The organism is Veillonella atypica KON, from assembly GCF_002959915.1.
Lineage (GTDB): Bacteria > Bacillota > Negativicutes > Veillonellales > Veillonellaceae > Veillonella > Veillonella atypica.
This window is the reverse complement of sequence record NZ_PPDE01000003.1, coordinates 61,399-86,787: the sequence shown is the minus strand read 5'-3', so window position 1 is coordinate 86,787 and position 25,389 is coordinate 61,399. Positions and strand designations below refer to the sequence as shown.

The window sequence follows — 25,389 nt, the reverse complement described above, 5'->3', positions numbered from 1 at the left end:
TCTCAATTATTCCACTGGAAACTTGTGATCCATTACATCTTGCAAGGAAACGCGCTCCATTACATGGCGAAACTCATCTTGTAAATACTGCCAAAGAGGAGCAGTCAAACAATCATTAAACATAGGACATGGCTCTACATCATCCTCTAAACAGGACACAAGAGCAATAGAGTCCTCTGCAGCATATAAGATTTCATATACATTATATTCAGCAGGATCTTTAACCAAGCGATATCCACCATATTTACCACGGCCACTTTTAACGAGGCCTGCAGAGGACAAGCGAGATACAATTCCTTCTAAGTATTTATCTGAAAACCCTTGGCGTTCTGCGATTTCACGGATAGGCACATTTTTTTCCGTCCCGTGTTCTGCAATATCCGCTAGGATTCGCAAGGCATACCGCCCTTTTGTAGATATTTTCATAAGTTAACCTCTAAGTCATTCACAATATATGTATAGTATAACATAAATTCATACAAAAAATGGTGGGAAATATGATACACTATAGGTATATCGAAATATTTTTATTTGATATGATTTATAATTTCATACAGGGAGGATTTATCTAATGTTAGATAAACTATTTAAACTCAATGAACGAGGTACCTCCGTTAAAACCGAGATTTTAGCAGGTATTACCACGTTTATCACGATGGCGTACATCCTATTTTTGGCGCCAAACATCTTGAGTCTTGCTGGCATGGACAAGGATGCCGTCCTCATCGCTACAGCTTTAGGTGGTGGCCTCGTAACGATTGCTATGGGTTTATTTGTTAACTATCCAATCGCACTGGCTCCAGGGGTTGGCCTCTTAGCCTTTTATTCCTTTACCGTAGTTCTCGGTATGGGTGTATCATGGCAAACGGCACTAGGTGCGGTGTTCATTTCCGGTCTCGTATTCCTCGTCCTAACGCTGACATCGATACGACAAATGATTGTTGTTGGTATACCGGCTTCTATGAAAGTCGCTATTACCGTTGGTATTGGGCTATTTATCTCCATCATCGGTTTAAAACTATCCGGTTTGATGGCGATTTCCATCAGTTTATCTCCTAACACCTTAGGCCAAGTTATACAAACACATGGCAATCTAGTACCTCCAGCATCTGAAGCATTGTTAACACTAGGTAACTTGCACAGTGGCGAAACATTGTTAGCCCTATTCAGCCTCATCTTTACCGCTCTATTAATGGCTCGTAAGATTCAAGGTTCACTCTTGATTGGTGTGTTGGTAACAACAATTGTGTCCTATGTAACGGGACTATCTACAATGCCTGAGAACTTCACAGTATTGGCAGTGCCTGACTTCTCAAAAGCCGCATTTCTTCAATTAGATATTCCTAGTGCGATCCACATGGGCTTGATTACGATTATCTTCTCCTTCACATTCGTAGAATTGTTCGACTCTATGGGTACGTTAATCGGTACTGCTACAGAGGCGAAAATTGCGGATCCAAAATCTGGTAAATTCCCAGGTCTTGGTAAAGCGATGACTGTTGACGCTATCGGCGTTAGTGCTGGCGCATTACTCGGTACATCTACGATCACTGCTTTTGTTGAAAGTGCAGCAGGTGTAGGTGCTGGTGGCCGTACAGGCTTAACAGCTGTCACAACAGGCGTATTATTCCTAATCTGCTTATTCTTGGCTCCATTGGTATCCTTGGTACCAAATGCAGCCACATCTCCTGTTCTTATCATTGTCGGTGCCCTCATGTTAGGTGCTATCCGCAATATCGACTTCGATGATTGGACAGAAGGATTTCCTGCATTCCTCGTTATCGTTTTGATGCCGTTCACATACAGCATCGCTAACGGTATCTCTGCAGGTCTTATTGCATACCCTCTACTCAAAATCATTGCAGGTCGTGCAAAAGAAGTTAACTGGATTATGTACGTATTAGCGGTACTCGTTATCATCCGTTACGTATTCTTCTAATTAATAGCTAAAAGAACCTATCTCAAAAGATATTACTGAACCGCCCCCTTAATGTTAGACCAAAAATCTTAACGTTAAGGAGGTCGGTTCACTTTAATATCTAATGGATAGGTTCTTTTTTTAGTGCTATTTAGTATTAACGAATTGTTTTTACACCAATTAAGTCTGTACGACTTGGATTGATATCTTTTAACGGCACTACATGATCTCTATAAAAGTCTGCTTCAGAGGCTTTCACAGGCACTTGGAAGAACAAGAAATATGCCATATTATCCTTGTACCACGTAACACTGCGTACTAAGCCCTTATCTACATCCCCTGTATAGTGAACCTCCCCTATTGGAGTAGAGTCGCTCCACTGTACGTCATGGTACTCCATTGGAATATATTCTTCAGGCCATACGGTGTCCATAGAGTAGCTCATGCGGAAGACCATCGTATGAGTTACCCAACGGCCACTGCGCTCTTGATACTCTTCACCTTGCTTCCAATATACCGTTTCTAATACATCATTGTCATAAAAATGTGTAGCATAGTATGTATAGCCAAGAGGTAAATAACTTGATACAGATACGTCATAGGACATCTTATGAGATGCATTAATTACACCGCTAGGTAAACCGATGGTTTTGCTGGTAAGTATAGGCCACACAGAATTCGTATGTGTACGCAATGGTAACCCAATCGTTTCATAAGGAGGCCAATCCGGGTCATCATTTTGTTTAACCTTTTTCGCATCGTTTTCTTCAACATTTTGCTTATCATTGCGGTCACCACGTAGTCGAGTATCATCAATGGCTACGTTACTCACAGGACCTACAGAGTCTACAATTTTGCTTACAAAGTTTTGATTTCTTAAAGAAGCAAAGTAGAGCATATAAACTTTATTATCTTTTTCCCAATAAGCAATTTGAATAGCGTCTTTACTATAACCTAACGTATGTACAGCGATCCCATTAGGGGTAGTAAAGCTAACTGCATCCTTAGCGTTGTAATTTGTCTTTTCTAATATAGGTGTTACCACTGTATCGATAGCCCAACCCATACGATATACAATATCTGTATTAGAGAAGATTAATTTCGGACCAAATTCTCCATCACGGCCTGTTTCTGTATAAACGATTTCTAATACGTCATGGTCCTTGGCCTTTACATCGCGTACTGCATAATCCTTAGGCATATAAGACGGAACTTGTATAGGATAGCTAAATTCCTGCGCGATACTCTCAATATTAGTTTTAACTAAATCATAATCATCAACTTGATCATACCAACGATAACGATCAGCGAGTTTTTTATTATCATCGATGAGATTTTTATTATCTACATCTCGTTCAACAGGAACGGTATTACCATTTTTATCTATTAACGGGTATGTAGCACTAACTGGCTGTACGCCAAAGGTGCTTACTGCAGTAGCCATCGCGGCACATAAAACAGCAGATGTTATTATTTTCTTCATATTCTCTCCTATTACAAAAATTTATAATATACTCCACACATATAATGATATATTTTCTTATTTATATCAAAATCAAGCTACCGTTTCTGTAGCTCTAGCTACTTCATAAAACTTTTATCTTTCCTTTTGTGAAAGCATCGTCACAACCAAATAATGTATCTAATGCTTAGGTTCGATATAAAAAATCCTACTGAACACTATATCATAATAGAGTTCAATAGGATTGTTGTATCATTATTTAGTTAATGGAGGCATAATAGCATCTTGTTCAAGTTGTCTTCGTCTTTTGGCCGTATAGTCGACAATTTTAATTTGAACTACGCCCACAGAGTTTACCATGGCTTCCGTAAAAGTAAACTCACGACCTGTCTGATGTTTCATCAATACTTGTAAGCCATGAGACTTTTCATCAATAGCCTCTAAATAGGTAGCCTCTCCACGGCCCATCACACTGGAATAAACTGAACTATATGCACAAGGAATATCACCACCTGAAACAAGGGCTTCATCACTGCCATCAATTTCGATAAATACATGAGGATTTGCTTTAATCAAGTCAAACTTCTTTCCCTCATGATGCCCATGCACATAGATATAAAGCACCTCATCTATAAATTCAAAACCAAAATGTAAGGGCACCACGTAAGGGTAGTCACCATCCATCATGCCTAGGTGAATGATGCGAGTGCTATTTAAAATGCCCTTAATTTCTTCTATATCTGTAACTCTTCTGTCTTGTCGTCTCATAATAACCTCCACTACTTTACGTAAAAGATAATCTATCAATTATTATAGCAAATTATGAAAACCTTTTAACGTATAGTATGCTTTTAAAAGTATGAATACGCTTTCTTTTATTCGTATGTTAATAATACTATTTACATGATGTGTCTACTGTAAAAATACATTTGACTTTTTATAATAGATACTGTATTATAAGAAAATAGTTTTATATATTCTATAGATTATGAAAGTTATGGTCATCCATGGCTTTTTGTATTTATAGGTAGTTTGTAGAAAAGAGGTCTTTACTATGTCTGATACGAATCAGTTAGAGCGGGGCCTTAAGAATCGCCACGTACAATTGCTCGCCATCGGCGGTGCCATTGGTACAGGCTTATTCTTAGGTTCCGGTCGGGCCATCCATTTGGCAGGTCCATCCATTCTTTTTGCTTATCTCATTACTGGTCTTATATGTTTCTTTGTAATGAGAGCGTTAGGGGAATTATTATTATCTAATCTTAATCATCATTCCTTTATCGACTTTGTAGAGGATTATCTAGGTGATCGCGCTGCGTTCATCACAGGGTGGACATATTGGTTCTGTTGGCTATCACTAGCCATGGCCGATTTAACGGCTGTCGGACTGTATATGCAATACTGGATACCATGGCTTCCTCAATGGGTACCAGCCCTCGTCGTCTTAATAGCTCTATTACTCATGAACTTAACAGCCGTAAAGCACTTTGGTGAAATGGAATTCTGGTTTGCCATGATCAAGGTTATTGCCATTGTGTCCCTTATCATCATCGGCTTAATCATGATTTTCTCTGGATTTAGTACCGATGCTGGTGTAGCTGCCGCCTTTAGTAATTTATGGAATTACGGCGGATGGTTCCCGAATGGAACGATGGGCTTTATCTTATCCTTCCAAATGGTTGTATTTGCATTCACCGGCATTGAACTTGTAGGTTTGACAGCAGGTGAAACTGAAAACCCTGAAAAGGTTATTCCAATGGCCATCAATAATATTCCTTTGCGTATTATTTTGTTCTATATTGGTTCCTTGGCCATCATCATGAGTATTTACCCATGGACAGCCGTTAACCCTGCAGCCAGCCCATTTGTGGCCGTATTTACAGCAGTTGGTATTACCGCAGCAGCAGGTATCGTCAACTTTGTTGTGCTTACCTCTGCCGCATCAGCTACAAACTCTGGTATTTTTAGTACAGGTCGTATGATCTATGCCCTTGCAAAACGCGGTCACGCACCTAAATCAATGCGTCGCTTAACACATAGTAGCGTGCCATATCAAGCGACTATTTTCTCTGCTGCCGTACTACTTATTACAGTTGTACTTAACTATGTCATGCCAGAAGCAGTCTTCGTTATGATTACATCTATCTCTACATTCTGCTTCATTTTCATCTGGGCTATCATGGTTATTTGCCATTTAAAATACCGCAAAAAAAATTCTGAATTAGCGGCAAAATCTAAATTTAAAATGCCTCTATATCCAATGATGAACTATTTAATTCTTGCGTTCTTCGCGTTTATCCTCATTATCTTGGCCTTGAATGATGACACAAGAGTTGCCTTATTCTTCACACCAGTTTGGTTCATTATCTTATGGGCCTTCTACTCCATGCTCAATACAGGCGACGAAGATACACTTGAAGAAGAACTATTAGACCTAGCAGGTGCTAAAAAGCAAGCTAAAAAACAAACAACAGATGATCACGATGATTATGTAATTTAACACAAAGCCCCTACCTCACCGAGGTAGGGGCTTTCACTATATCCAAACTATTTCAAATTTGGGAAATTAATTTGTTCATAATTTTGTTGATAGATTGAACTATCTCCTATATTTTCATCGTAATTCATGATGGTTCGAATCTGACGCCCTTGACTGGTAACGATAATATCTATAGAAGAAGGAATTTCCTGATTCGTTTGTTGTAGATACCTATACAAGTCCTGCAACGCCTGAGCCTGACGTAATGCTCCTGCTCTATATTTTCCCTTAGATAAACCAGTATTTTTAATAGTTTGACCACTATAAACTTGGCCCATCGTATCCGTATAGTAGAAACGAACTGTATTGTCAGATGGTACAGCCTTAATATAGATGGTTTTCCAATTCTTTTTAATCATTGATCTAGTGGATACGGCCACATTATTCACTAATGATTGTGTTTGTTTATTGATTTCTTTTGTAGTACCATTACCTACCGAGATTTCATCATTCTTCGGCATTTGCAACATAGTCATGGTTGGATCTGGTTTAACTGATTTAGCATCTACAGGTTGCACTCCACAGATACTAACTGCAGTCATAACTGCTAATGTGGATAATACCAATTTATTCATAGTTCTCTCCATACTATATATAATATATGACTAACTATATTTTATACAATTCATTATAGGCATAAATAATGTATTTATCAAGTGACGATCCAGCCCCATAAAAATAACCGATATGCTCCTCATACAAGGATACATATCGGTTATTCTTTATATAAAACTAATTACTAAAATCCGTATCCACAATAGCAAATTGTGTATAATCTGGATAACGGTTATGAAGTTCCGCCTTAATCTTTTCTAATGTACCATGTGGATCTTCTTCGTCAAAGTTAAAGATAATATCATAATAGATAATCTTTTTATCTTCTCGTACGTAGAAGGCATGTACTTGTACTACATTAGTATATAAACTTACAACTTGATCAAGCGCTTTTTTGATTTCAAGAACTTCTACGCTTGGTTGATTTTCTGCGTATACGCCGACAGTCATATTAATGCCAAACTTTTTATAAAGATGAACAGCAATGCCTTTAGTTAAAGGATGAACCTCGCCCACTGTCATCGTATCTGGCAACGAAATATGAACAGAACCAATCACTTCACCTGGTCCATAGCTATTTAGCACTAAGTCATATACACCGCCTACATTTGGATGTTGTGCGATAGTTTCTTTGATGTTTCGGATAAGATCATCATCGGCGCGAATACCAAGCAAATGATTATACATATCCCGCAAGATTTCATAGGCTGCTTTCAAAATTAATAGCGAAATTAAAGCCCCTACATAGCCTTGAATATCTACATTAAAGAAATATACGAGGCCTGCAGACACCAATGTAGCAAAGGTAATCACCGCATCAAAAAGAGCATCAATACCAGACGCTACAAGGGCATCCGATTTGTATTTCTCACCTTGAGATTTAATGTATCGCCCCATCACAACCTTTACGATAATGGCCACCGCGATGATGGCAAGGCTTGGAATATCAAATGTGGATACCTCTGGATAAAGAATTTTATCTATCGATTCCTTAAGGGACCCAATGCCTGCACCGAGAATGATGAAAGCAATGGCCATGGTAGTCATATATTCTATACGGCCATGTCCAAATGGATGTTCCTTATCGGCCCCTTTTGCAGCCAGTTTTGTACCGACAATCGTCAACACCGACGAAAGAACGTCTGTTAAGTTATTTACTGCATCAAGGATTATGGCGATGGAATTCGATGCCAATCCTATTATCATCTTAAAAATGACAAGCACCACATTGCCTATAATACCCTTGATACTGGCGAGCGTAATACCCCGATTACGTTCAGCACTATTATCTTGTAAAATCATACTATTACACCTCTTACATACTATATGTACAATATTAAATAATTTATATGTGTACGTTTATTTGTATTATAGCTTATGGATTATCATTTGTCACTATAATTTTTGATATATTTTCACGAAATCCATTGATTTTACTGAACTTATCAGTCATTCTCATTTCTCAATTAGAAACTTTTATGTATTTAAGAACTCATTCTACTACTGAATGTCCATTCTAATTAAGCTTGAACGGTTATACGGTCTCCAGAACGCATATGTGTAAAAACAACCTTCATTGCACGTAGTGCAAATGGTTCTCCCGTAGATTTCGCCCCATACAATGTATCCCCTAACAAAGGATGACCTATATGACTGAAGGCCACTCGAATTTGATGTGTTTTACCTGTATATAAGCGAACTGCCACTGCTGTACAAGGCTGATTTTCTAAGTTATGCACAGAATTATCCACAATTCCACCCTGTTTATCCACAGTATTCACTGTGCTGTCCACATTTTCATGGGATATATCCACAATATTTTGTAGGTTATGCACAGAGTTATCCACAGCCCCATACGGATATCGGTGTAAAACGGTAAAATCAGTCCGTGTTTCTTTCCCCTTAGAATTTACTTCGTAATGAATGCCATCAATACTTCTATCCATAGGAAGCACCAACGAATCCGAATCTGATTCGACAAGGCCTTCAACAATAGCCATGTACCACTTTTCAAATGTGTTATCATCCATTTGTTGTTGATATAAGCTTTGGGCTAGACCGCTTTTAGCAATTACAATACAGCCTGTTGTATCGCGGTCAAGACGGTTCAAAAAACGTACTTTTCGCTTAATACCATGTTTCATAAAATAATGGGCAATGCCATTAGCAAGGGATACTTGATCTTTTGAGTTTACCGTAACACCGGCAGGCTTATCCACAATGAGCAAATCGTCATCTTCATAGAGAATATGTAAATCCATTGCAATTGGCTCATAATCAATCTTCTCTTTGGCCATAGCTATCCAAATTTCATCATCTACGGCAACCTCTGTATGAGGTGTTGCTTTATGACCATTTACATGGATTAATTTCTCATCAAATAACTTTACCATCGCTTTTCTTGGATATTTAGTATCTAACAGTTGCCCTAATGTTATCGCATCTGTATTTGCATGTTGTATGGATTCTATATCCTGGGTAGTAACTGGCCAAATAATATCATCTGGTCTATGCGTTTTTCGTGCCATTACATACTCCTTTCTACGAGTTTTACATCCCTTGGCATATAATCAAGGAATGCACTTGGCGCTGTGCCTTGGCCCCGTTGTGATTCATTGGTATAGGTAATAACCAGCTCCTGTTTTGGTCGCGTAATGGCCACATAGAACAAGCGTTTTTCTTCATCCTCATTGCCCTCGCGTAAGGACATAAAACTAGGGAAGGTCCCTTGATTCATACCCGCCAAAAATACATGGTCAAACTCACTCCCCTTTGCTTGATGAACCGTAATAATCGGTATCTTAGATTGTTTACTCATCTGTTGTGGCTCACCAGCCGTCAAGGCAGCTAATTGCAAAATATGATTGAGACGAGCTAATCCCGTTGTACCTTCATATTCCTTATCTAATGATTCCATAATACGATACAAATCTCGTATATGTTCAACCTTGGCCATTTCGCCATGACTCTTATAATAGTCTAGTACGCCCATTTGATTCATAATATAGGCCAATAATTCCGTAGGATTATCGGTATGCATCTTTCTGCGCAAGGTTGCCATTTGAGACGCAATCGTTGTGAAAGCCGCCTTATATTGATTAATGGCTACCATGCGATCTGTCGTTGTGGGCACAATATTTTCACGGACTGCGTAGGTTAATAATTGGCCCGTAGCAATAATATCATCCATCGCATTATGGGTAGGCGTATGATTAATAGGAAAATATTTTGATAAAAATCCTAACTTATGATTTTCCAGTGTTGGATAGAACCGTCTAAAGATATCTAATGTATCATATACGGCCTTAAATTGAGGCTCGCCTAAATTATGGCGCGCTAATTCATGGCTCAAAATGCTAATGTCATAATTTACATTATGACCTACAATGATACGATTGTTAGAAAATTCTTTGAAAGCCTCTAATACAACTTCAGGGCTTTCACCATGCTCTGCTAAATATTCATCTGAAAAACCATGAACAAGTTGAGATGTGCCTACCGATTTACCAGGATTGATAAAACGTTCAAACCGTTCTATTTCATTGCCATCTTTATCAATGCGCATCGCTGCAATTTGTATAATTCTATCTTGTGTCGTATCAGTACCAGTGCTTTCTACATCGTACACCACCACTTCACCCACCTCAAGACCAGCTACCAATTTGGCATATGGCTCGGCTTCAAAGATGGGCATATCCATAAAATCCGTCAATTTTAACCCTACTCTGCGATTTTTTGGACTTTCAATATCGCGAATACGCGCGTCGCCAATGCCCGATACATAGCGTTTAATAATGCGTTTTGCACTAACCGCATCATTAGGATTCATCAAGAGCTTAAAGTACGCCATGATATCCTTGATTTCCTGACGGCGGAAGAATTTATATTCATCAATAATCATAAACGGACGACGCTCAGATTCTGGCTTATCTTGATTATATCGTTCAAACTGTTCACTTAAACGCTGTGCCTTGCGATTATCGCGAACCAACACACCGATAGATGCATCCTTTGGAAGCGCGCAAATACGGTCATAAATAAATTTTGATTCCGTATATTCATTGCGACAACCTTTCACAAGGATAGGTGCCCCATCACTAGCACTGTTGGCCTCTGGCATTTCATCATATACATCGCCTACCAGTTGAGGAAACATGTTCTGCAATGTTTTGAAAGCCATCGTGAACAAAGTACGGTTGGAGCGATAGTTTTTATAGAATATGATTTTTAGAGGATTAAAATCACGGGTAAATGCCTCTAATAAACGGAACGGATCTGAGCCGCGCCATTCGTAGATAGTTTGGAAATAGTCGCCACATAAAAGAACGTGATTGCCTTCCCATAGCATTTCCATAACCTTATATTCTAATGAGCCCGTATCTTGCATTTCATCAACGGAAATATACTGATAACGACTGCGCCACCGTTCTCGAATATCTGGATTTTGAAATAGTCGATGCACACCACAGATTAAATCAGTAAAATCAACGCCGTGAACAGATTGTAAACTTTCATCATAACGAGCAATCCATTCATGACCATGCGCCCAAAAGTCCGACAAGTCCTCAGTAGCAAGAGTATTGTAATTGTAAAATAATTTCTCTATTTGCTTAGATTGCTCCCGCTCTAAACGTTGTATCGTTCGTTTGTAATCATCTATCAACGATTCAGAATAGAATTCATACACAGAACGATATTCCTTTACCAGGCTTATAAGGCTAGCAAAGTTCATATCCCGCATATTTCTCGGTTTATATGGCAAATATAGTTCTTTACAATCCTCTTCATCAAATATGGTCACATCTGTATAGAGCGACTCATCTCGCTTGCCCTCTTGTTGAAGAACGTAAAAACAAAAGCTGTGGAACGTACTAATCTCCACAGCCTTTGCAGGTTGGCCAACGAGGGATTCGATGCGCGACTTCATCTCTTGTGCCGCCTTATTGGTAAAGGTCATGCACAAAATCTGATGAGCCTCGCAGCGGCCACTTTCAATAATATGGGCCACTCGATAAGCCAGTGTATTCGTTTTTCCCGTCCCAGCGGACGCCAACAAGAGGATATTTCTATCTAGTTCATCGATGACGCGTTGTTGTTCGCTATTGATAACCATGATATCCTCTCCTTATTTCATAAGCCGTAGTATAGAGCGGCCAGTACCATCGGAATGGGGCCAAACAGTACGGTCAAAGCCCACACACCTAAGCCAATATCCATTGGTATATGCAATACATGAATGCATACCATGTATGTCACAATGCCTAATACTACATTTAGAGCTACCTTTTTAATAGTAAAAAAAGCAAGTTTCAAGGCGATAACAATGACCAATACAGATATAATCGCCTCAGTCATAGGCGCTGCCAATAATGGCGCGAGTAATACGTTCATATTATCCTTTCATCTCCTGGCGGTTTACAACGGCACCGCCCAAGGTCAATTCATCGGCATATTCGATATCTCCACCTACAGGAACACCGCGGGCAATACGCGTTACCTTGATGCCAGTCGGCGCTAGTAGACGTGCCAAATATAAGGCCGTCGCCTCCCCTTCTACATCAGGGTCCGTTGCGAGAATAACCTCTTGTACGACACCATCACGCAAACGAGCAATCAGCTCTTTAACGCGAATGTCTTCAGCACCGATGCCCTCTAAAGGTGACAACGCCCCCTCTAAGACATGGTAGAGCCCCTTGTAATCACCACTGCGTTCTATGGCAATCACATCGCGAGATGTTTCAACCACCATAATCGTGGTTTGATCCCGATTAGGATTAGAGCAAAATTCACAAGGGTCCTGCGCAGATAGATTAAAACAGATAGAACAATGGCGGGTTGCCCCTTTAGCTTCAACAATGGTATTGACCAATCGGTCCACCTCTTCTTGCGGCATTTCCACAAGATGGTATGCCAAGCGACGGGCAGATTTTGATCCAATGCCTGGCAATCTGCGCAACTGTTCTACGAGCCGTTCTAATGCGTTTGTCATTTAGAATAAACCTGTTGGCAAGTTAAGACCACCTGTCACCTTGCCCATTTCTTGAGACAATAGATCATCTACCTTTTTGCTTGCTTCATTAACAGCAGCCATTACCAAATCTTCAAGCATTTCCACATCTTCAGGATCAACTGCGGACGGGTTCAATTTCAAAGATTCAATCATCTTTTCGCCATTCATAACAACGGTAACAGCACCGCCACCTACGGATGCTTCTACTGTACGAGTTTTTAACTCTTCTTGCATTTTTTTCATGTCAGCTTGCATTTTTTGAACTTTTTTCATCATGCCTGCCATATTGCCCATACCTTTACCGAACATTGTATTTCCTCCTTATAGGACTGTGAAAGTCCTTGCAAAATAAATTAACTATATACTGAAAATTATAATTTACTCTTCTATGACCTCTACATAAATGTCATGGTCTTCTGAAAGTTTCTCTAATGTTTTAGCCAACAGTGGGTTTTGTTGTTCTTCAACGCCCATGTGTTCAGGGTCCCACTGGTATTCACGCTTTGGGACGGCTTCTACCTCCACGGTGGCACCGCTATCCATAGGCCGATTGATAACTTCACCATCATCGGTCATTACCTGTGTTCCGTCTAAACTCATAACGGGTATACCACCGTCATCATGAGCTGTCTTTTTCTTAGCAGATGAATCCTCATCGCCCTTACTGCTCGGTGGTTTTATACCTCTTGCTTTAAGAGCAGCTAACGCAGCCTCTCTAGCATTATTGCGAGCTTCGGAGCTTATAGACTCTGGCGGTTTTACACCACCAGATACATCTTGGGTTTCAGATTGTATAGTAGCTCCAGACTTCTCTTCAGTATCCTGATTCGCTATAGGCGTAGAGGATATTGTTTCACCATTATCAAGTAAGTCTGTTTCTACCGGTGGTGGCGGGGCCTCAACAACCAGTGTAGGCTGTGACCTCTTAGGCTGTACAGCTCGATTGGACCGCGCTCCGCTAGCCATCATATATTCTTTATAGACATCTGTCTCTATATCGACAATCTCTAAAGACACGGAATAGCCCAACGCATATTGGAACGCTAATGCAATTTCCTTGCGATTTGCTTCATTAGTAGCCAAGGTAAGGGATATTCCCTTTTTAAAAGCTACTACTGCTTTTTCACGATCTACATAAATAACTTGGCCTTGACCAATAATATTATATGCTAATCCCTTATCGCTGTCCTTTAGATATTTTATCACAGTAGTCTGAATGGTTCTATATTCCCCAGAGTCCACCATGGTTTCACCGATAACAGCGACTTGGCTAATACCTGTATTCTTCTGACGGCCCGTATGTCTCGTCGTTCGAGATGTGCCGGTCTTAGGTGGTACTGCACCAGAAGTCTTCATCGGTGGTGGTGTCATACCAACACCATGCATAGGTGGCGGCGTCAAACCTATAGTAGCCGTTTGATTACTACCGCTAGGTTTCGATTCCGCTACAATAGGTGAAGGCTTATAATTTGTTGGCACCTCATGAATCGTAACAGATTCGTATTCCTCCATAGGCGGTGGAATGAAATCATCATCTACCACATTTGATCTTGATGCATTAGGTGTAGCCACAAAATTAATAGATGGCGCCGCCATCGGTGGACCTTGTTGTTCCAATTTGGCCAGCCGATTGAGTACGCCTTCACGTGACTCGCGTTCAGACTGTTCTAATGCAGCCAAACGGTCCTCCACATCGTCATGAGCCTTGGATACGCCTGCACATAAAACCAATAGGCCCATTTCAATAACCGTGCGTGGATTATCTACCTGTTTCGCATCGCTCATGATGGATTGTAACTGTTTAATATATTGATTGATGGTACCAAACTCAATGTCTTTTGCTTGTTCTAAGAATTCAGTGCGGAACGAATCATATACCTTTAATTCCTCCGCATCAGGAGCGACCTTAGCAATCAATAGAGCCCGTAAGTGTTGCGTAAGGGCCTCCATAATTTGAGCCCCATCACGCCCTTCACTGAGTGCATTTTGAATATATTTCAATACAGCTGGGCCATCTCCATTATGCAAGGCAGATAGGAATTTAATAATCCAGTCCTTACTAACGAGGCCAATGAGTTCCTCCACAACGGCCGGTGTAATCTCGCCACTGGCCATGCCCACACATTGATCGAGAATACTTAACGCATCGCGCAAGCCACCATCCGCATGAACCGCGATGAGACGTGCTGCATTATCTTCTAAGGCAAAGCCTTCTTTATCCGCAACATATTGTAACCGCTGTGCAATATCATCAGATGTGATACGTCTAAATGTATATCGTTGGCAACGAGATACGATGGTAACAGGCAGTTTTTCAATCTCAGTGGTCGCAAAGATGAACATCACGTGATCTGGTGGTTCCTCTATCGTCTTTAATAGGGCATTCCACGCTTCATTGGTAAGCATATGGGCTTCGTCGATGATGAATACCTTTTTACGCCCCTCTACAGGCATAAACTTTACGCTTTCACGTAAAGCACGAATCTCATCGATACCACGATTCGACGCCGCATCAATTTCGAGGACGTCCATAGACTGACCACTCAAAATCGATTTACATACGCTACATTCATTACAAGGATGGTCGGTAGGGCCATGTTCACAATTAATGGCACGTGCAAAAATCTTAGCCATACTTGTCTTACCAGTCCCGCGCGGGCCGGCAAATAGATACGCATGAGCCACCTTATCCTCGCGAATAGCGCGCATCAACGTATCTGATACCTGATGTTGCCCAACCACATCGGTAAACGTCTGCGGACGATACTTACGATATAGCGCCATATATGCCATAGGAACACCCCCCTTTTCCCTGTAAACAGTCCGTAATTAGCAATACTTTATTATACCATATTACACAAAAAAGAGGGCGTCCTTTCACGTCCTCTTTGCATGTAACTAATACCCGTTTTAGCTTCAATAATAGAATAAAAAAAGCGGCCCCCAAGGCCGCCTTGCAATATTCGATCACGACAGCCCCCGGGTTCCCCGTGGCACATGAAGGTTACCGCTTAGTGCTGCTACCTCTCAGTCCTGACACGATTCACAGGCCCCCATTGCACGGGCCCGAGAACTGCCATGATCCAATATTGCAATACAAATATTATACATGAAAATGCCTCTATAGTCAAAACTATAGAGGCATTCTACATTACATTCTCTCTAAGTTATATTAGATTAGAACTTATTTTGCATATTTTTCTTTAAATGCAGCCAATTGAGCTTCTTCTAAGGACAAGCCTTGTTCTTTGAATCGTTCAATAGCAGCATGCATTTCTTCGTATGCTACAGGAACAACCTTAGTAAATCTATTTGCAAAGTTATTCCAGTTTTCAAGGATATGACGGCCTTTTGTGGAATTAGTATGCAATACATGTTGTTCGACTAATTCTTTGATTCGTTTAAGGTCATCATTATTAGCAGGACGTAATTCTACAAGACCAGTATTTACATAACGTTCATCGCAATCGAGGATGTACGCATAGCCACCGGACATACCGGCTGCGAAGTTACGACCAATTTTACCGAGTACAAGAACCTCGCCACCTGTCATGTATTCACAACCATGGTCGCCTACACCTTCCACAACAGCTGTAATACCACTGTTACGAACAGCGAAACGTTCACCAGCTACACCATTGATATAGGATTTACCAGATGTAGCACCATAGAAGGCAACGTTGCCGATAAGAATGTTTTCATCAGCTTCAAAAATAGATTTCTTAGGAGGGTAAACAACGATGGTACCGCCGGATAAACCTTTACCGAGGTAGTCATTCGCATCCCCTTCGAGTTCTAATGTCATGCCTTTTGGAATGAAAGCACCAAAGGATTGACCTGCAGAACCTTCAAAGTTCAACTTAATTGTGTTATCTGGAAGTCCGCTTTCACCATAACGACGTGTTACCTCAGAACCAACTAATGTACCTACTACACGGTTAATGTTGTTGATAGCCAATTTAGCGCGAATAGGTTTTTGATCTTCGATAGCAGGACGGCACATACGCAAGAGTTTGGACATATCCAATGTGCGTTCTAATTCATGATCTTGATCGATGGTATGCATATGACCAACAGACGCATCGATGTATGGATGGAACAAGATACGTTTCAAATCGACACGAGACAATTTGAAGTTATCGTCTTGAGATTTTTGACGAACCAGATCGATACGGCCAACGAGTTCAGCTACGGAACGGATGCCTAAGCGAGCCATGATTTCACGCAATTCACGTGCAATGAAGATCATCAAGTTTTCTACATATTCAGGTTTGCCGTTGAAACGAGCACGTAATTTTTCATCTTGTGTAGCCACGCCATAAGGGCATGTATTGAGGTTACATACACGAGCCATTTTACAGCCTACAGCTACAAGTGGTAATGTACCGAAACCAAACAACTCAGCACCAAGCATAGCCGCAACAGCTACGTCGAAACCAGTCATCAATTTAGAGTCTACCTCTAATTGAACGCGGTCACGCAAACGGTTGAGCATCAATGTTTGATGAGTTTCAGATAAACCAAGTTCCCAAGGCACACCAGCATGTTTTACAGATGTACGACCAGCCGCACCTGTACCGCCGTCATAACCGGAAATCAAGATATTATCTGCTTTTGCTTTCGCCACACCAGCTGCGATTGTACCAACGCCAGCTTCGGAAGTCAATTTAACGGAAATGCGAGCATCTTTATTGACGCATTTCAAATCGTAAATTAATTCCGCCAAGTCTTCGATGGAGTAAATATCATGATGTGGTGGAGGAGAAACAAGTTCTACACCTGGTGTGGAGTGACGAGCCTTACCGATTTCAGGATATACCTTTTTACCTGGTAATTGACCACCTTCACCTGGTTTAGCACCTTGTGCACATTTGATTTGCAATTCTTTGGCATGAATCAAGTAATTAGCAGTTACACCGAAACGACCGGATGCAATTTGTTTTACTTCAGAGTTCATGCTATCCCCATTAGGCAATGGTTTAAAACGTGCAGAATCTTCGCCACCTTCACCGGAGTTAGATGTAGAGCCAAGACGATTCATCGCAATAGCGATTGTTTCATGCGCCTCTTTACTGATGGCACCATAACTCATAGCGCCTGCTTTGAAACGTTTTACGATGGATTCTTCAGGTTCAACCTCTTCAATAGGAATACCGCCGCCTACAGGATAGTTCAATTCCATCAAGGAACGCAATGTTACATGGTAATCGTTGCGGATAGCTTTAGAGTATTCTTTATATTTAGCATAGTCGCCGTTGATAAGAGATTCTTGTAACAAATCAATCGTTTTAGGGTTAAACAAATGCTCTTCCCCATCTTTTACAGGGCCATACCAACCGCCTGGTTCAAGCACAGATTCGTCGGATTTGAAAGCACGGTCATAACGAGCCAATGCTTCATTGGCAACGCCTACAAGACCAATACCGCCAATACGTGTTGGTGTATTTACGAAGAACTTATTAATAAAGTTGGTGTTCAAGCCCAAGGCTTCGAAGATTTGTGCACCATGATAGGAACGAACTGTGGAGATGCCCATTTTGGACATAACCTTCATAATGCCGCCTACAGCTGCTTTAATGTAGTTCTTTTCTGCTTGTTCAGGTGTAATATCACCAAGACGTTTACGAGCTTGTAAATCGCGTACAGTTTCAAGAGCCAAGTAAGGATTGATAGCTGTTACACCATAACCGATCAATGTACAGAAATGATGTACTTCACGAGGCTCACCAGATTCGAGGATAAGACCAATTTCTGTGCGCAATACTTTTCTAATTAAGTGATTATGAACAGCTGCTACAGCTAACAACGCTGGAATTGGTGCATGATTTTCATCAACTCCACGGTCAGATAAAATCAATACATTTTGCTCTGTACGTGCTGCTTCTTCTGCTTTTTCGCACAATTCATTCAACGCATCACGCAAGCCATCCGCACCCTTAGTTGGATTGAAGAGGATTGGCAATGTAACAGATTTCATACGACGGCAATCAAGAGCCTTAATGGACGCCAATTCTTGATTTGTAAGAATTGGTGTACGCATGGACAACGCATAGGTACCAGCTTTATTTGGATCTGTTAAGTTACCAGAATTACCAAGCATAACACGAGTAGATGTAACCATTTCCTCACGAATGGAGTCGATTGGAGGATTTGTTACTTGTGCGAACATTTGCTTGAAGTAGCTGTATAACAATTGTGGTTTATCAGAGAGGATTGCCAAAGGCGCATCGGCACCCATGGCACCTACAGGGTCTTTACCATCTTTTGCCATAGGTACGATCATACGTACCAAATCTTCTTGAGTATAACCAAAGGCTTGTTGCTTTTGGAACAAATCTTCTACTTTTGGAATATCGCTTTCATCAGCTTGAGTAATTTCAGACAAATGAATAACATGTTCTTTTACCCATTCATTATATGGCAATTCAGTAGCAACGCGTTGTTTGATTTCTTCGTCGGAAATAATGCGTTGTTCCTCTGTATCGATGAGAAGCATTTTGCCTGGTTCCAAACGGCCTTTAGCACGAATATTTTCCGCATTTTCATTCACAACGCCCACTTCGGATGCCATGATAACTCGATCATCTGTTGTTACATAGTAACGAGCAGGACGCAAGCCATTACGGTCGAGAACACCGCCGATAACAGTCCCATCAGTGAAGCCCATAGCAGCAGGACCATCCCATGGTTCCATCATAAAGCTATTGAATTCGTAGAAGTCATGTTTTTCTTGGCTCATGAGCTTATTGCGTTCCCAAGGTTCAGGAATCATCATCATGATCGCATGAGGCAAGGAACGACCTGTCATGTGCAAGAATTCCAATGTGTTATCGAACATAGCAGAGTCAGAACCGCTATCATCGACTACAGGGAATACCTTTTTAATATCAGGGAACAATGGAGACTCAGCTTTACCTTCACGAGCATTGATCCAGTTTACGTTACCGCGGATTGTATTAATTTCACCATTGTGCACTAAGAAACGGTTAGGATGCGCCCGAGCCCAGCTTGGGAATGTGTTCGTACTAAAACGGGAGTGAACCATTGCCAATGCAGATGTAAAATCAAGGTCGCTCAAATCAAGGTAGAAGTCACGCAATTGGCCAGGAGTCAACATACCTTTATATACAATTGTTTTAGAGGACAAGGATGCAATATAAAAGTCGCTAGATAGTTCCTTACTCAATGGAATAATGCGTTTTTCCGCCAATTTACGGATAACATATAATTTACGTTCAAATTCCGCATTATTCGTTACATCAGGGCCTTTACCAATGAGAATTTGGATCATCCAAGGACGAATAGCAGCCGCTTCCTTACCAACTTTAGTACCATCTACAGGCACTTCACGCCAACCGAGAACGACTTGCCCCTCTTCGCGTACTACTTCTTCAAAAATACGTTTTTGCTCATTGCGAAGACTTTCATATTTATGCGCAAAAATCATGCCCACACCATATTCGCCTGCTGCAGGTAAACTAATGCCCAACACTTCGCATTCACGTTTAAAAAATTCATGTGGGATTTGTACCAAGATACCAGCACCATCGCCTGTATCCTTATCTGCACCAGCACCACCACGATGCTCAAGACGCTCTAAAATACGCAAGCCATCATCGATGATATCATGGGATTTTTTGCCCTTAATATTTACGACAAAACCCATACCACAGGCATCTTTTTCAAATTGGCTGCTATACATGCCATTTGCTTCAAGTCTAGCCTGATCTAAACGTTGTTGATCAATAACGCTACCATTCATCTCCATAGCTTTTGTACTCCTTCTCATATCACTTGATGTTTCACAACCTCTATAATCATTATATATAAGCCTTGTGAAAGTTAATTCCATTTCAATATTCATATAAAATTCAAATTCTATAGAATTTAGTGTCTATACACAGTATACCAAAGTCCACTGTAAATTGATAATATAAAAACCGCAATCTAACTTGCGGTAAAATCATAGCCATATGCGTATTTTGTATACATGATTCATTATAGGAAAACAAAAAGGGGTAAAATTTTTCCACCAGCCGATTTTACTTAGCCCTCAAGGCTTCGTATGGCTAGCGTCAAAACTTTAACCCCTTCCCTTTACAGTACTACTACTGGTAGTTATAGATTAAGCAAACACTTCATCAAAGCGTGCTTCATCAATCAACGTTCCTACATAGAAATCGCTGAAGATACCATATCGTGCACTCGCTTCTTCAAAGCGCATATCGTAAACAATTTTCTTGAATTGAATGTCATCATTACTAAAAATAGTAACGCCCCATTCCCAATCATCAAGACCAACACCACCTGTAGTGTACTCAGATAGTACTTCTAAATATGGTCTACCAGTGATGCCATGTTCACGCATCATACGACCGCGTTCCTCTTGAGGCAACATATACCAATTATCATTGCCTTCACGCTTCTTCGTCATATTATAAAAACAAATATATTTATCCTTTGGTACAGTTGGATACAATTTCGCATCCACCTCAGGCGTATCAAGCTTAGCTTTCACATATGCACTGACCTCAGTTACAGACGTATAAGAATACGTTTGAATAAGCACAGATGCAATCGTTAAACGGCGGAATTTGCGTTCCCATTTCGCCAAATCCTCAAGAGACGGCGCCAAAATCCACAACAAAAGATCGCCCTTATAACCATTCACATCATAGAATGCATAACTGCCTTCTTTAGCTTGGTGCATAGACTCCAACTCAGCCAAAAACGCCTTTAACTCACCGCGAGCCTCAGCCTTCTCCTCTGCATCAAAACAATTCCAAGCACTAAAATCCATGGAAAACACCATATGTTGACTATGCCAACCCTCAACAGTAGGAATTGCCTTACCCATAATACCACTCCTTTTCACATAAAATATATAAAACACAATTTACAATTACAAAATCGAGCCCCTAACCCGAAGACCGTTTTCCTCTAACCTAGGCTAAAGGACCTTGTACTAGATGGAGGCTAAAATCCGCTACAGTAGGCAATGGATAAGCCTTCTGAAGCGACTTTAGTAAGTCGAGGCCCTAGGCCGAAGACCGTTTTCCTCTAACCTAGGCTAAAGGACCTTGTACTAGCTGGAGACTAAAATCTACTACAGTAGGCAATGGATAAGCCTTCTGAAGCGACTTTAGTAAGTCGAGGCCCTAGGCCGATGACGATTCTCCTCTAGTCTGGGCTAAAGGAACCTTGTGCTACGGTTGTTTAAAGAAATCTACAGTAGGTGAGGGATGGGTCTCAATAGGTAACCATTGTACATTCAGTATCTACTATTGTAGGCGATGGATAAGCCTTCTGAAGCGACTTTAGTAGGTCGAGGCCCTAGGCCGAAGACCGTTAAGCTAGCTGGAGCTGAAGGAGACTTATCCATCGCCGGCAACGTAGTACTTATACCAACAACCTATTGACGCCCATACCGAATCGGCTACGTAGAATTACAACCGTTGCACAAGTTCCTTAGCCTGCTTCACCCCATCCGGTATCCCAATCCCATCAAACGGTGTCCCAATGAGATACAAATTAGGATAATGTTCTTTCACATGCTCCCGAACGGCTGCGATAGCAGCACGATGGCCCACATTATATTGAGGCATACAATGTATTAAACGATTGATCTTAATCCACTCTGGATTAGCTTTAAAGTTCATAATACGTTGAATTTCTTTAAGAGCTAATGCAGAAAGTTCTTCATCACTATAGCGCTCCACCACATCATTACCAGGTTTACCGATAAAAACGCGAAGAACGATTTTATCATCTGGCGTTGTTTGTGGCCATTTTTGATTTAATATGGTACACGCCGTTAATGGTGTATCCGTTTTACGAGTAATCAACAAGCCAGAGCCTTTTAGTTCGCCATCAAAGGACGCTTTATCAAAGGCCATGATTGCAATAGCACAACTGGATTGTTCCATATTGCGTACGCCATCAAATCCAGTATCCCCCATAAACCAATCTTTATACGTAGCTGGTGGTGTAGAGATAACCAACATATGGGAGGTTTCTTCTCGACCATTCACATTATAACGATACACTGCATCAGCATACGATATATCTCGAACAAGGGCCTTAGTAGTCAATGTAACATTGGATGGCATTTGTTCCACAATCGCACTTACCACGCTTTCAAGACCACCCGTTAATTGTCTAAACATACCGGATTGTGATGCGGTTCCTTTTGATGCTTTTAGATTTCCATTCGTTCGCTGAATACTAGATTGTTTCTTATCAAATTGAGCATCCGTCATCGTTCCTTTACCAGCACGGGGAACGTCGCCTTCATTAACAGCACCTTTAGCAGCCTTAGATACCCCCGCCTTTTGATGGCTCATCTTAGCAGCAATCATGCCCTTAACCATATTGCCATATTTTTGTTCTACTTGAATAAAATGTGGAAACGTAGATAATAGACTGATTTTATAAATATCGCCACCATAAATACCCGCCAATAATGGCTCAATTAATTTATCCATCATTTCTTGACCTAAATGGTAGCGGAAGAAATGACCAATCGATACATCACCGTGAGCATCTAAGGGATACGGTTTCTTAAAATAATCAAGACCAGCACGCACTTTACCAGCCCAGGAAATTAAGGTCGCTTTCACAAAAGGCATCATTTCCGTAGGAACGCCCATGATGGAACCACCTGGAATTGGGTGAATGTTACCGCGGTCATACACATAGGCCTGCCCCGTTTCATTGGATACAAGCGTATCTGCTAGACCAAGATCTGTAATGAGATCCGTCATTTCCGTTTTGCGGCCCAAGTAGGAATCCGGTCCTAACTCAACAACAAAGTCATCTACTTGTTGCGTTTGAATTTTACCGCCAAATCGAGGGGCCTGTTCATATAATTGTATCTGCCAATCTGGTTTGGCATGGCCTAAATAATAGGCTGCAGTAAGCCCCGTAAGGCCACCACCAACAATCGTTACCTTCACTTATTAATCCTTTCTCGTATAGCCTTTGCCATGGCCTCCATAAATAGGGTATTTCCATTGGGCATAGGCAGACGTTCATATGTAGCCCCAGCATTTTCAACGATATTCCGACAAATAATATCATTATCATACAAAATTTCTACATGATCGCTAACAAACCCAAAAGGAATACATACAATCCGTTTTGCTCCATCTATAAGAGCCTGTTCAATGACACTTTCAATGGTAGGACCTAACCATTCACCATAGGGCGCCGCACTTTGCCATGCCTGATACCAGTGATTAAGGCCTACCATTTTTGCAATTTGATTTGATGCGGACATGACCTCATCTTCATAGCTACCAACCGTTGAAGTAGGTACACTATGGGCAGAGAAAATACAGGCTGTATCAGCTTGTAATGGATTCGCGGCCATCAACTGTGAACGCCAGTATTCAAAAAACTGTGGTCTATTCCACCAAGATTTGATAATTTCACAAGATATATCCGGATACGCTCGTAATATAGAATGTAATTTCCGTTCATACGCGCCTGTTCCAATCATAGAATAAAACGGCGATGTGACAATACATAAAATAGAAGTATACCCTGCAGTTGCTATGGATTCTATAGCTTGTTCCATACTATTAGGCATATGAAGATAGGCCAAATACATCGCGTCTATCGCCAATAGGGATTTAAGAGTTTTCTTTTGCTCTTCCCCCATCGTTTGCAACAGCTTATTATCCCATTGTCCGATGGCATCGTAACGAGCAGTTAGAACCTTCAACTCTCGTTCTGTCGGAATTTTTCCGCGTCGAATGCTCGTCAAATAGGGTAATAAATCAGATGGTTGACGAGGTGTACCAAAAGATAATAACAGTATAGCCTGCTTCATATTATCGGCTTTCACGAGCCCACAATTCACGGCTCTTTTCATGAACATAGTCTGTCAACCAATGTAATTTTGCTGGGTCTGCCTCAGGGAATACGCCATGCCCTAAGTTAAATACATGTTTACCATGGCGAACGCCATCCATTAAGATTTCATCTACCACCTTGGCTATTGTTTTTGTATCCCCGTATAAATAAGCCGGATCAAGGTTTCCCTGTACTGTTTGTGTAACACCTCTATCCTTAGCCGCCCCAAGAGAGCTTCGCCAATCTAAGGCGATAACATCAAGAGGTAATTTAGCCCAAGTAGAAACAAGGTGGTCTGTACCGACACCATTCATAGCGAGCGGCAAGTTAGGGAATCTAGATTTTACTGTGGAAATAATACGTTTCATATGAGGGAAAATAGCTTGCTCATATTCTGTACTATTAACGGCCCCCACCCAAGAGTCAAAGATTTGTAAAGCATTAGCACCAGCGCGCGCTTGCATTGACAAATACTCGATGGACATATCCGCTAGTTTTTCCATTAGTCTATTCCAAATTTCGGGTTCGCTGATTAACATCCCACGAGTTTTGTTATAACTTTTCGTAGGACCTCCTTCAATAAGGTAAGACGCGATAGTGAATGGTGCACCACAAAAGCCAATAAGAGGTACATCAAGCACCTCAGTAGTCAACAACTCAATAGTTTTGGAAATATACTCTACCTTTGTTGCATCAAACGCATATAATCGTTCAATATCTTCCATACGGCGTATTGGAGTATCAAATACAGGACCTACACCAGGTTTAATATCCACATTCACGCCAATAGCCACCATAGGGCTCATAATATCCTTATAAAGAATAGCCGCATCAACGCCATATTCTTTAACAGGCAGTTCTGTCACTTGTGCGCAAAGTTCTGGTTGTTTGGTAATTTCGAACAATGTGTACTTCTCTTTTATCTTACGATATGCAGCCTGACTGCGCCCTGCTTGGCGCATATACCATACCGGTGTTATGCCAGGGTTCTTGCCCTGAATCATATCTAAATAAGCAGTATTCAAATTTCCACCCCTTTCTACAAAACA

Annotated in this window: 18 protein-coding genes and 1 other RNA gene; 2 read left to right on the top strand and 17 right to left on the bottom strand. The window is 41.0% G+C overall.

From position 1 onward, the window contains the following. Positions 1-6: 6 nt before the first annotated feature. Positions 7-426 (bottom strand): RrF2 family transcriptional regulator, encoded by a 420-nt coding sequence (locus tag VAHSUH02_RS01335; protein ID WP_005377450.1) that lies wholly within the window; start codon positions 424-426, stop codon positions 7-9. A gap of 145 nt (positions 427-571) precedes the next feature. Between VAHSUH02_RS01335 and VAHSUH02_RS01330 the strand changes: the two genes are divergently transcribed. After that, entirely contained in the window at positions 572-1,939 is a 1,368-nt protein-coding gene (locus VAHSUH02_RS01330) for an NCS2 family permease (RefSeq protein ID WP_005379645.1), read from the top strand. Between the two features lie 136 nt (positions 1,940-2,075). On the opposite strand, the gene VAHSUH02_RS01325 is transcribed toward VAHSUH02_RS01330, so the two are convergent. Beyond that, on the bottom strand, positions 2,076-3,401 hold the full coding sequence (locus VAHSUH02_RS01325; RefSeq protein ID WP_005384088.1) for a hypothetical protein: 1,326 nt from the start codon (positions 3,399-3,401) through the stop codon (positions 2,076-2,078). A 234-nt stretch (positions 3,402-3,635) separates the two neighbouring features. Then, positions 3,636-4,148, bottom strand: coding sequence for a pyridoxamine 5'-phosphate oxidase family protein (locus VAHSUH02_RS01320; RefSeq protein WP_005384090.1), 513 nt, complete (start codon positions 4,146-4,148; stop codon positions 3,636-3,638). Positions 4,149-4,434: 286 nt separating this feature from the next. Between VAHSUH02_RS01320 and VAHSUH02_RS01315 the strand changes: the two genes are divergently transcribed. After that, positions 4,435-5,880: an amino acid permease gene (locus tag VAHSUH02_RS01315; protein ID WP_005384091.1), complete on the top strand. Its 1,446-nt coding sequence runs from the start codon at positions 4,435-4,437 to the stop codon at positions 5,878-5,880. A 47-nt stretch (positions 5,881-5,927) separates the two neighbouring features. Here VAHSUH02_RS01315 and VAHSUH02_RS01310 read toward each other — a convergent pair whose 3' ends face one another. The 14 genes from VAHSUH02_RS01310 to hemE form a co-directional block, all read right to left on the bottom strand. Continuing rightward, positions 5,928-6,494 carry an immunity protein YezG family protein gene (locus tag VAHSUH02_RS01310; protein WP_038148962.1) on the bottom strand — a complete coding sequence of 189 codons (567 nt, stop codon included), beginning with the start codon at positions 6,492-6,494 and terminating at the stop codon, positions 5,928-5,930. A 157-nt stretch (positions 6,495-6,651) separates the two neighbouring features. After that, the gene (locus VAHSUH02_RS01305) at positions 6,652-7,776 is read right to left on the bottom strand and encodes a cation diffusion facilitator family transporter (protein WP_005384096.1); all 1,125 of its coding nucleotides are present in this window, start codon (positions 7,774-7,776) and stop codon (positions 6,652-6,654) included. Between the two features lie 218 nt (positions 7,777-7,994). Then, positions 7,995-9,002, bottom strand: a complete 1,008-nt coding sequence (locus VAHSUH02_RS01300) for an RluA family pseudouridine synthase (RefSeq protein WP_105112030.1) — start codon at positions 9,000-9,002, stop codon at positions 7,995-7,997. Continuing rightward, positions 9,002-11,587, bottom strand: a complete 2,586-nt coding sequence (locus VAHSUH02_RS01295) for a 3'-5' exonuclease (protein WP_005384099.1) — start codon at positions 11,585-11,587, stop codon at positions 9,002-9,004. Before VAHSUH02_RS01295 ends, VAHSUH02_RS01300 begins: the two co-directional genes overlap by 1 nt. Before the next feature lie 17 nt (positions 11,588-11,604). Beyond that, complete coding sequence (locus VAHSUH02_RS01290) at positions 11,605-11,865, bottom strand: hypothetical protein (protein ID WP_005384101.1); 261 nt, start codon at positions 11,863-11,865, stop codon at positions 11,605-11,607. Position 11,866: 1 nt separating this feature from the next. Beyond that, entirely contained in the window at positions 11,867-12,463 is a 597-nt protein-coding gene (recR, locus tag VAHSUH02_RS01285; RefSeq protein WP_005384103.1) for a recombination mediator RecR, read from the bottom strand. Then, a complete protein-coding gene (locus tag VAHSUH02_RS01280; protein WP_005377304.1) occupies positions 12,464-12,793 on the bottom strand; it encodes a YbaB/EbfC family nucleoid-associated protein in 330 nt (109 codons plus the stop codon). A gap of 69 nt (positions 12,794-12,862) precedes the next feature. Next, on the bottom strand, positions 12,863-15,277 hold the full coding sequence (dnaX, locus tag VAHSUH02_RS01275; protein WP_005379582.1) for a DNA polymerase III subunit gamma/tau: 2,415 nt from the start codon (positions 15,275-15,277) through the stop codon (positions 12,863-12,865). A gap of 180 nt (positions 15,278-15,457) precedes the next feature. Then, an RNA gene (gene ffs / locus VAHSUH02_RS01270) (signal recognition particle sRNA small type) lies at positions 15,458-15,557 on the bottom strand. A gap of 111 nt (positions 15,558-15,668) precedes the next feature. Continuing rightward, positions 15,669-20,252: a glutamate synthase large subunit gene (gene gltB, locus VAHSUH02_RS01265; RefSeq protein ID WP_038148964.1), complete on the bottom strand. Its 4,584-nt coding sequence runs from the start codon at positions 20,250-20,252 to the stop codon at positions 15,669-15,671. Between the two features lie 357 nt (positions 20,253-20,609). Then, the gene (gene hemQ / locus VAHSUH02_RS01260; protein ID WP_005375252.1) at positions 20,610-21,341 is read right to left on the bottom strand and encodes a hydrogen peroxide-dependent heme synthase; all 732 of its coding nucleotides are present in this window, start codon (positions 21,339-21,341) and stop codon (positions 20,610-20,612) included. A 589-nt stretch (positions 21,342-21,930) separates the two neighbouring features. Continuing rightward, positions 21,931-23,439, bottom strand: coding sequence for a protoporphyrinogen oxidase (hemG, locus tag VAHSUH02_RS01255; RefSeq protein ID WP_005384111.1), 1,509 nt, complete (start codon positions 23,437-23,439; stop codon positions 21,931-21,933). Then, on the bottom strand, positions 23,436-24,332 hold the full coding sequence (hemH, locus tag VAHSUH02_RS01250; RefSeq protein WP_005384113.1) for a ferrochelatase: 897 nt from the start codon (positions 24,330-24,332) through the stop codon (positions 23,436-23,438). The genes hemG and hemH overlap by 4 nt, the downstream gene beginning before the upstream one ends. Continuing rightward, positions 24,319-25,365, bottom strand: a complete 1,047-nt coding sequence (gene hemE, locus VAHSUH02_RS01245) for a uroporphyrinogen decarboxylase (RefSeq protein WP_038148968.1) — start codon at positions 25,363-25,365, stop codon at positions 24,319-24,321. The genes hemH and hemE overlap by 14 nt, the downstream gene beginning before the upstream one ends. Between the last annotated feature and the right edge of the window lie 24 nt (positions 25,366-25,389).

Excerpts from the sequence above, each read along its gene's own strand:
- VAHSUH02_RS01325 (WP_005384088.1), bottom strand. The coding sequence starts at position 3,401 with ATGAAGAAAATAATAACATCTGCTGTTTTATGTGCCGCGATGGCTACT.
- VAHSUH02_RS01300 (WP_105112030.1), bottom strand. The coding sequence starts at position 9,002 with ATGGCACGAAAAACGCATAGACCAGATGATATTATTTGGCCAGTTACT.
- VAHSUH02_RS01335 (WP_005377450.1), bottom strand. The coding sequence starts at position 426 with ATGAAAATATCTACAAAAGGGCGGTATGCCTTGCGAATCCTAGCGGAT.
- VAHSUH02_RS01305 (WP_005384096.1), bottom strand. The coding sequence starts at position 7,776 with ATGATTTTACAAGATAATAGTGCTGAACGTAATCGGGGTATTACGCTC.
- VAHSUH02_RS01330 (WP_005379645.1), top strand. The coding sequence starts at position 572 with ATGTTAGATAAACTATTTAAACTCAATGAACGAGGTACCTCCGTTAAA.
- hemQ (WP_005375252.1), bottom strand. The coding sequence starts at position 21,341 with ATGGGTAAGGCAATTCCTACTGTTGAGGGTTGGCATAGTCAACATATG.
- VAHSUH02_RS01320 (WP_005384090.1), bottom strand. The coding sequence starts at position 4,148 with ATGAGACGACAAGACAGAAGAGTTACAGATATAGAAGAAATTAAGGGC.
- VAHSUH02_RS01310 (WP_038148962.1), bottom strand. The coding sequence starts at position 6,494 with ATGAATAAATTGGTATTATCCACATTAGCAGTTATGACTGCAGTTAGT.
- VAHSUH02_RS01315 (WP_005384091.1), top strand. The coding sequence starts at position 4,435 with ATGTCTGATACGAATCAGTTAGAGCGGGGCCTTAAGAATCGCCACGTA.
- VAHSUH02_RS01290 (WP_005384101.1), bottom strand. The coding sequence starts at position 11,865 with ATGAACGTATTACTCGCGCCATTATTGGCAGCGCCTATGACTGAGGCG.
- VAHSUH02_RS01295 (WP_005384099.1), bottom strand. The coding sequence starts at position 11,587 with ATGGTTATCAATAGCGAACAACAACGCGTCATCGATGAACTAGATAGA.
- recR (WP_005384103.1), bottom strand. The coding sequence starts at position 12,463 with ATGACAAACGCATTAGAACGGCTCGTAGAACAGTTGCGCAGATTGCCA.
- dnaX (WP_005379582.1), bottom strand. The coding sequence starts at position 15,277 with ATGGCATATATGGCGCTATATCGTAAGTATCGTCCGCAGACGTTTACC.
- VAHSUH02_RS01280 (WP_005377304.1), bottom strand. The coding sequence starts at position 12,793 with ATGTTCGGTAAAGGTATGGGCAATATGGCAGGCATGATGAAAAAAGTT.
- gltB (WP_038148964.1), bottom strand. The coding sequence starts at position 20,252 with ATGGAGATGAATGGTAGCGTTATTGATCAACAACGTTTAGATCAGGCT.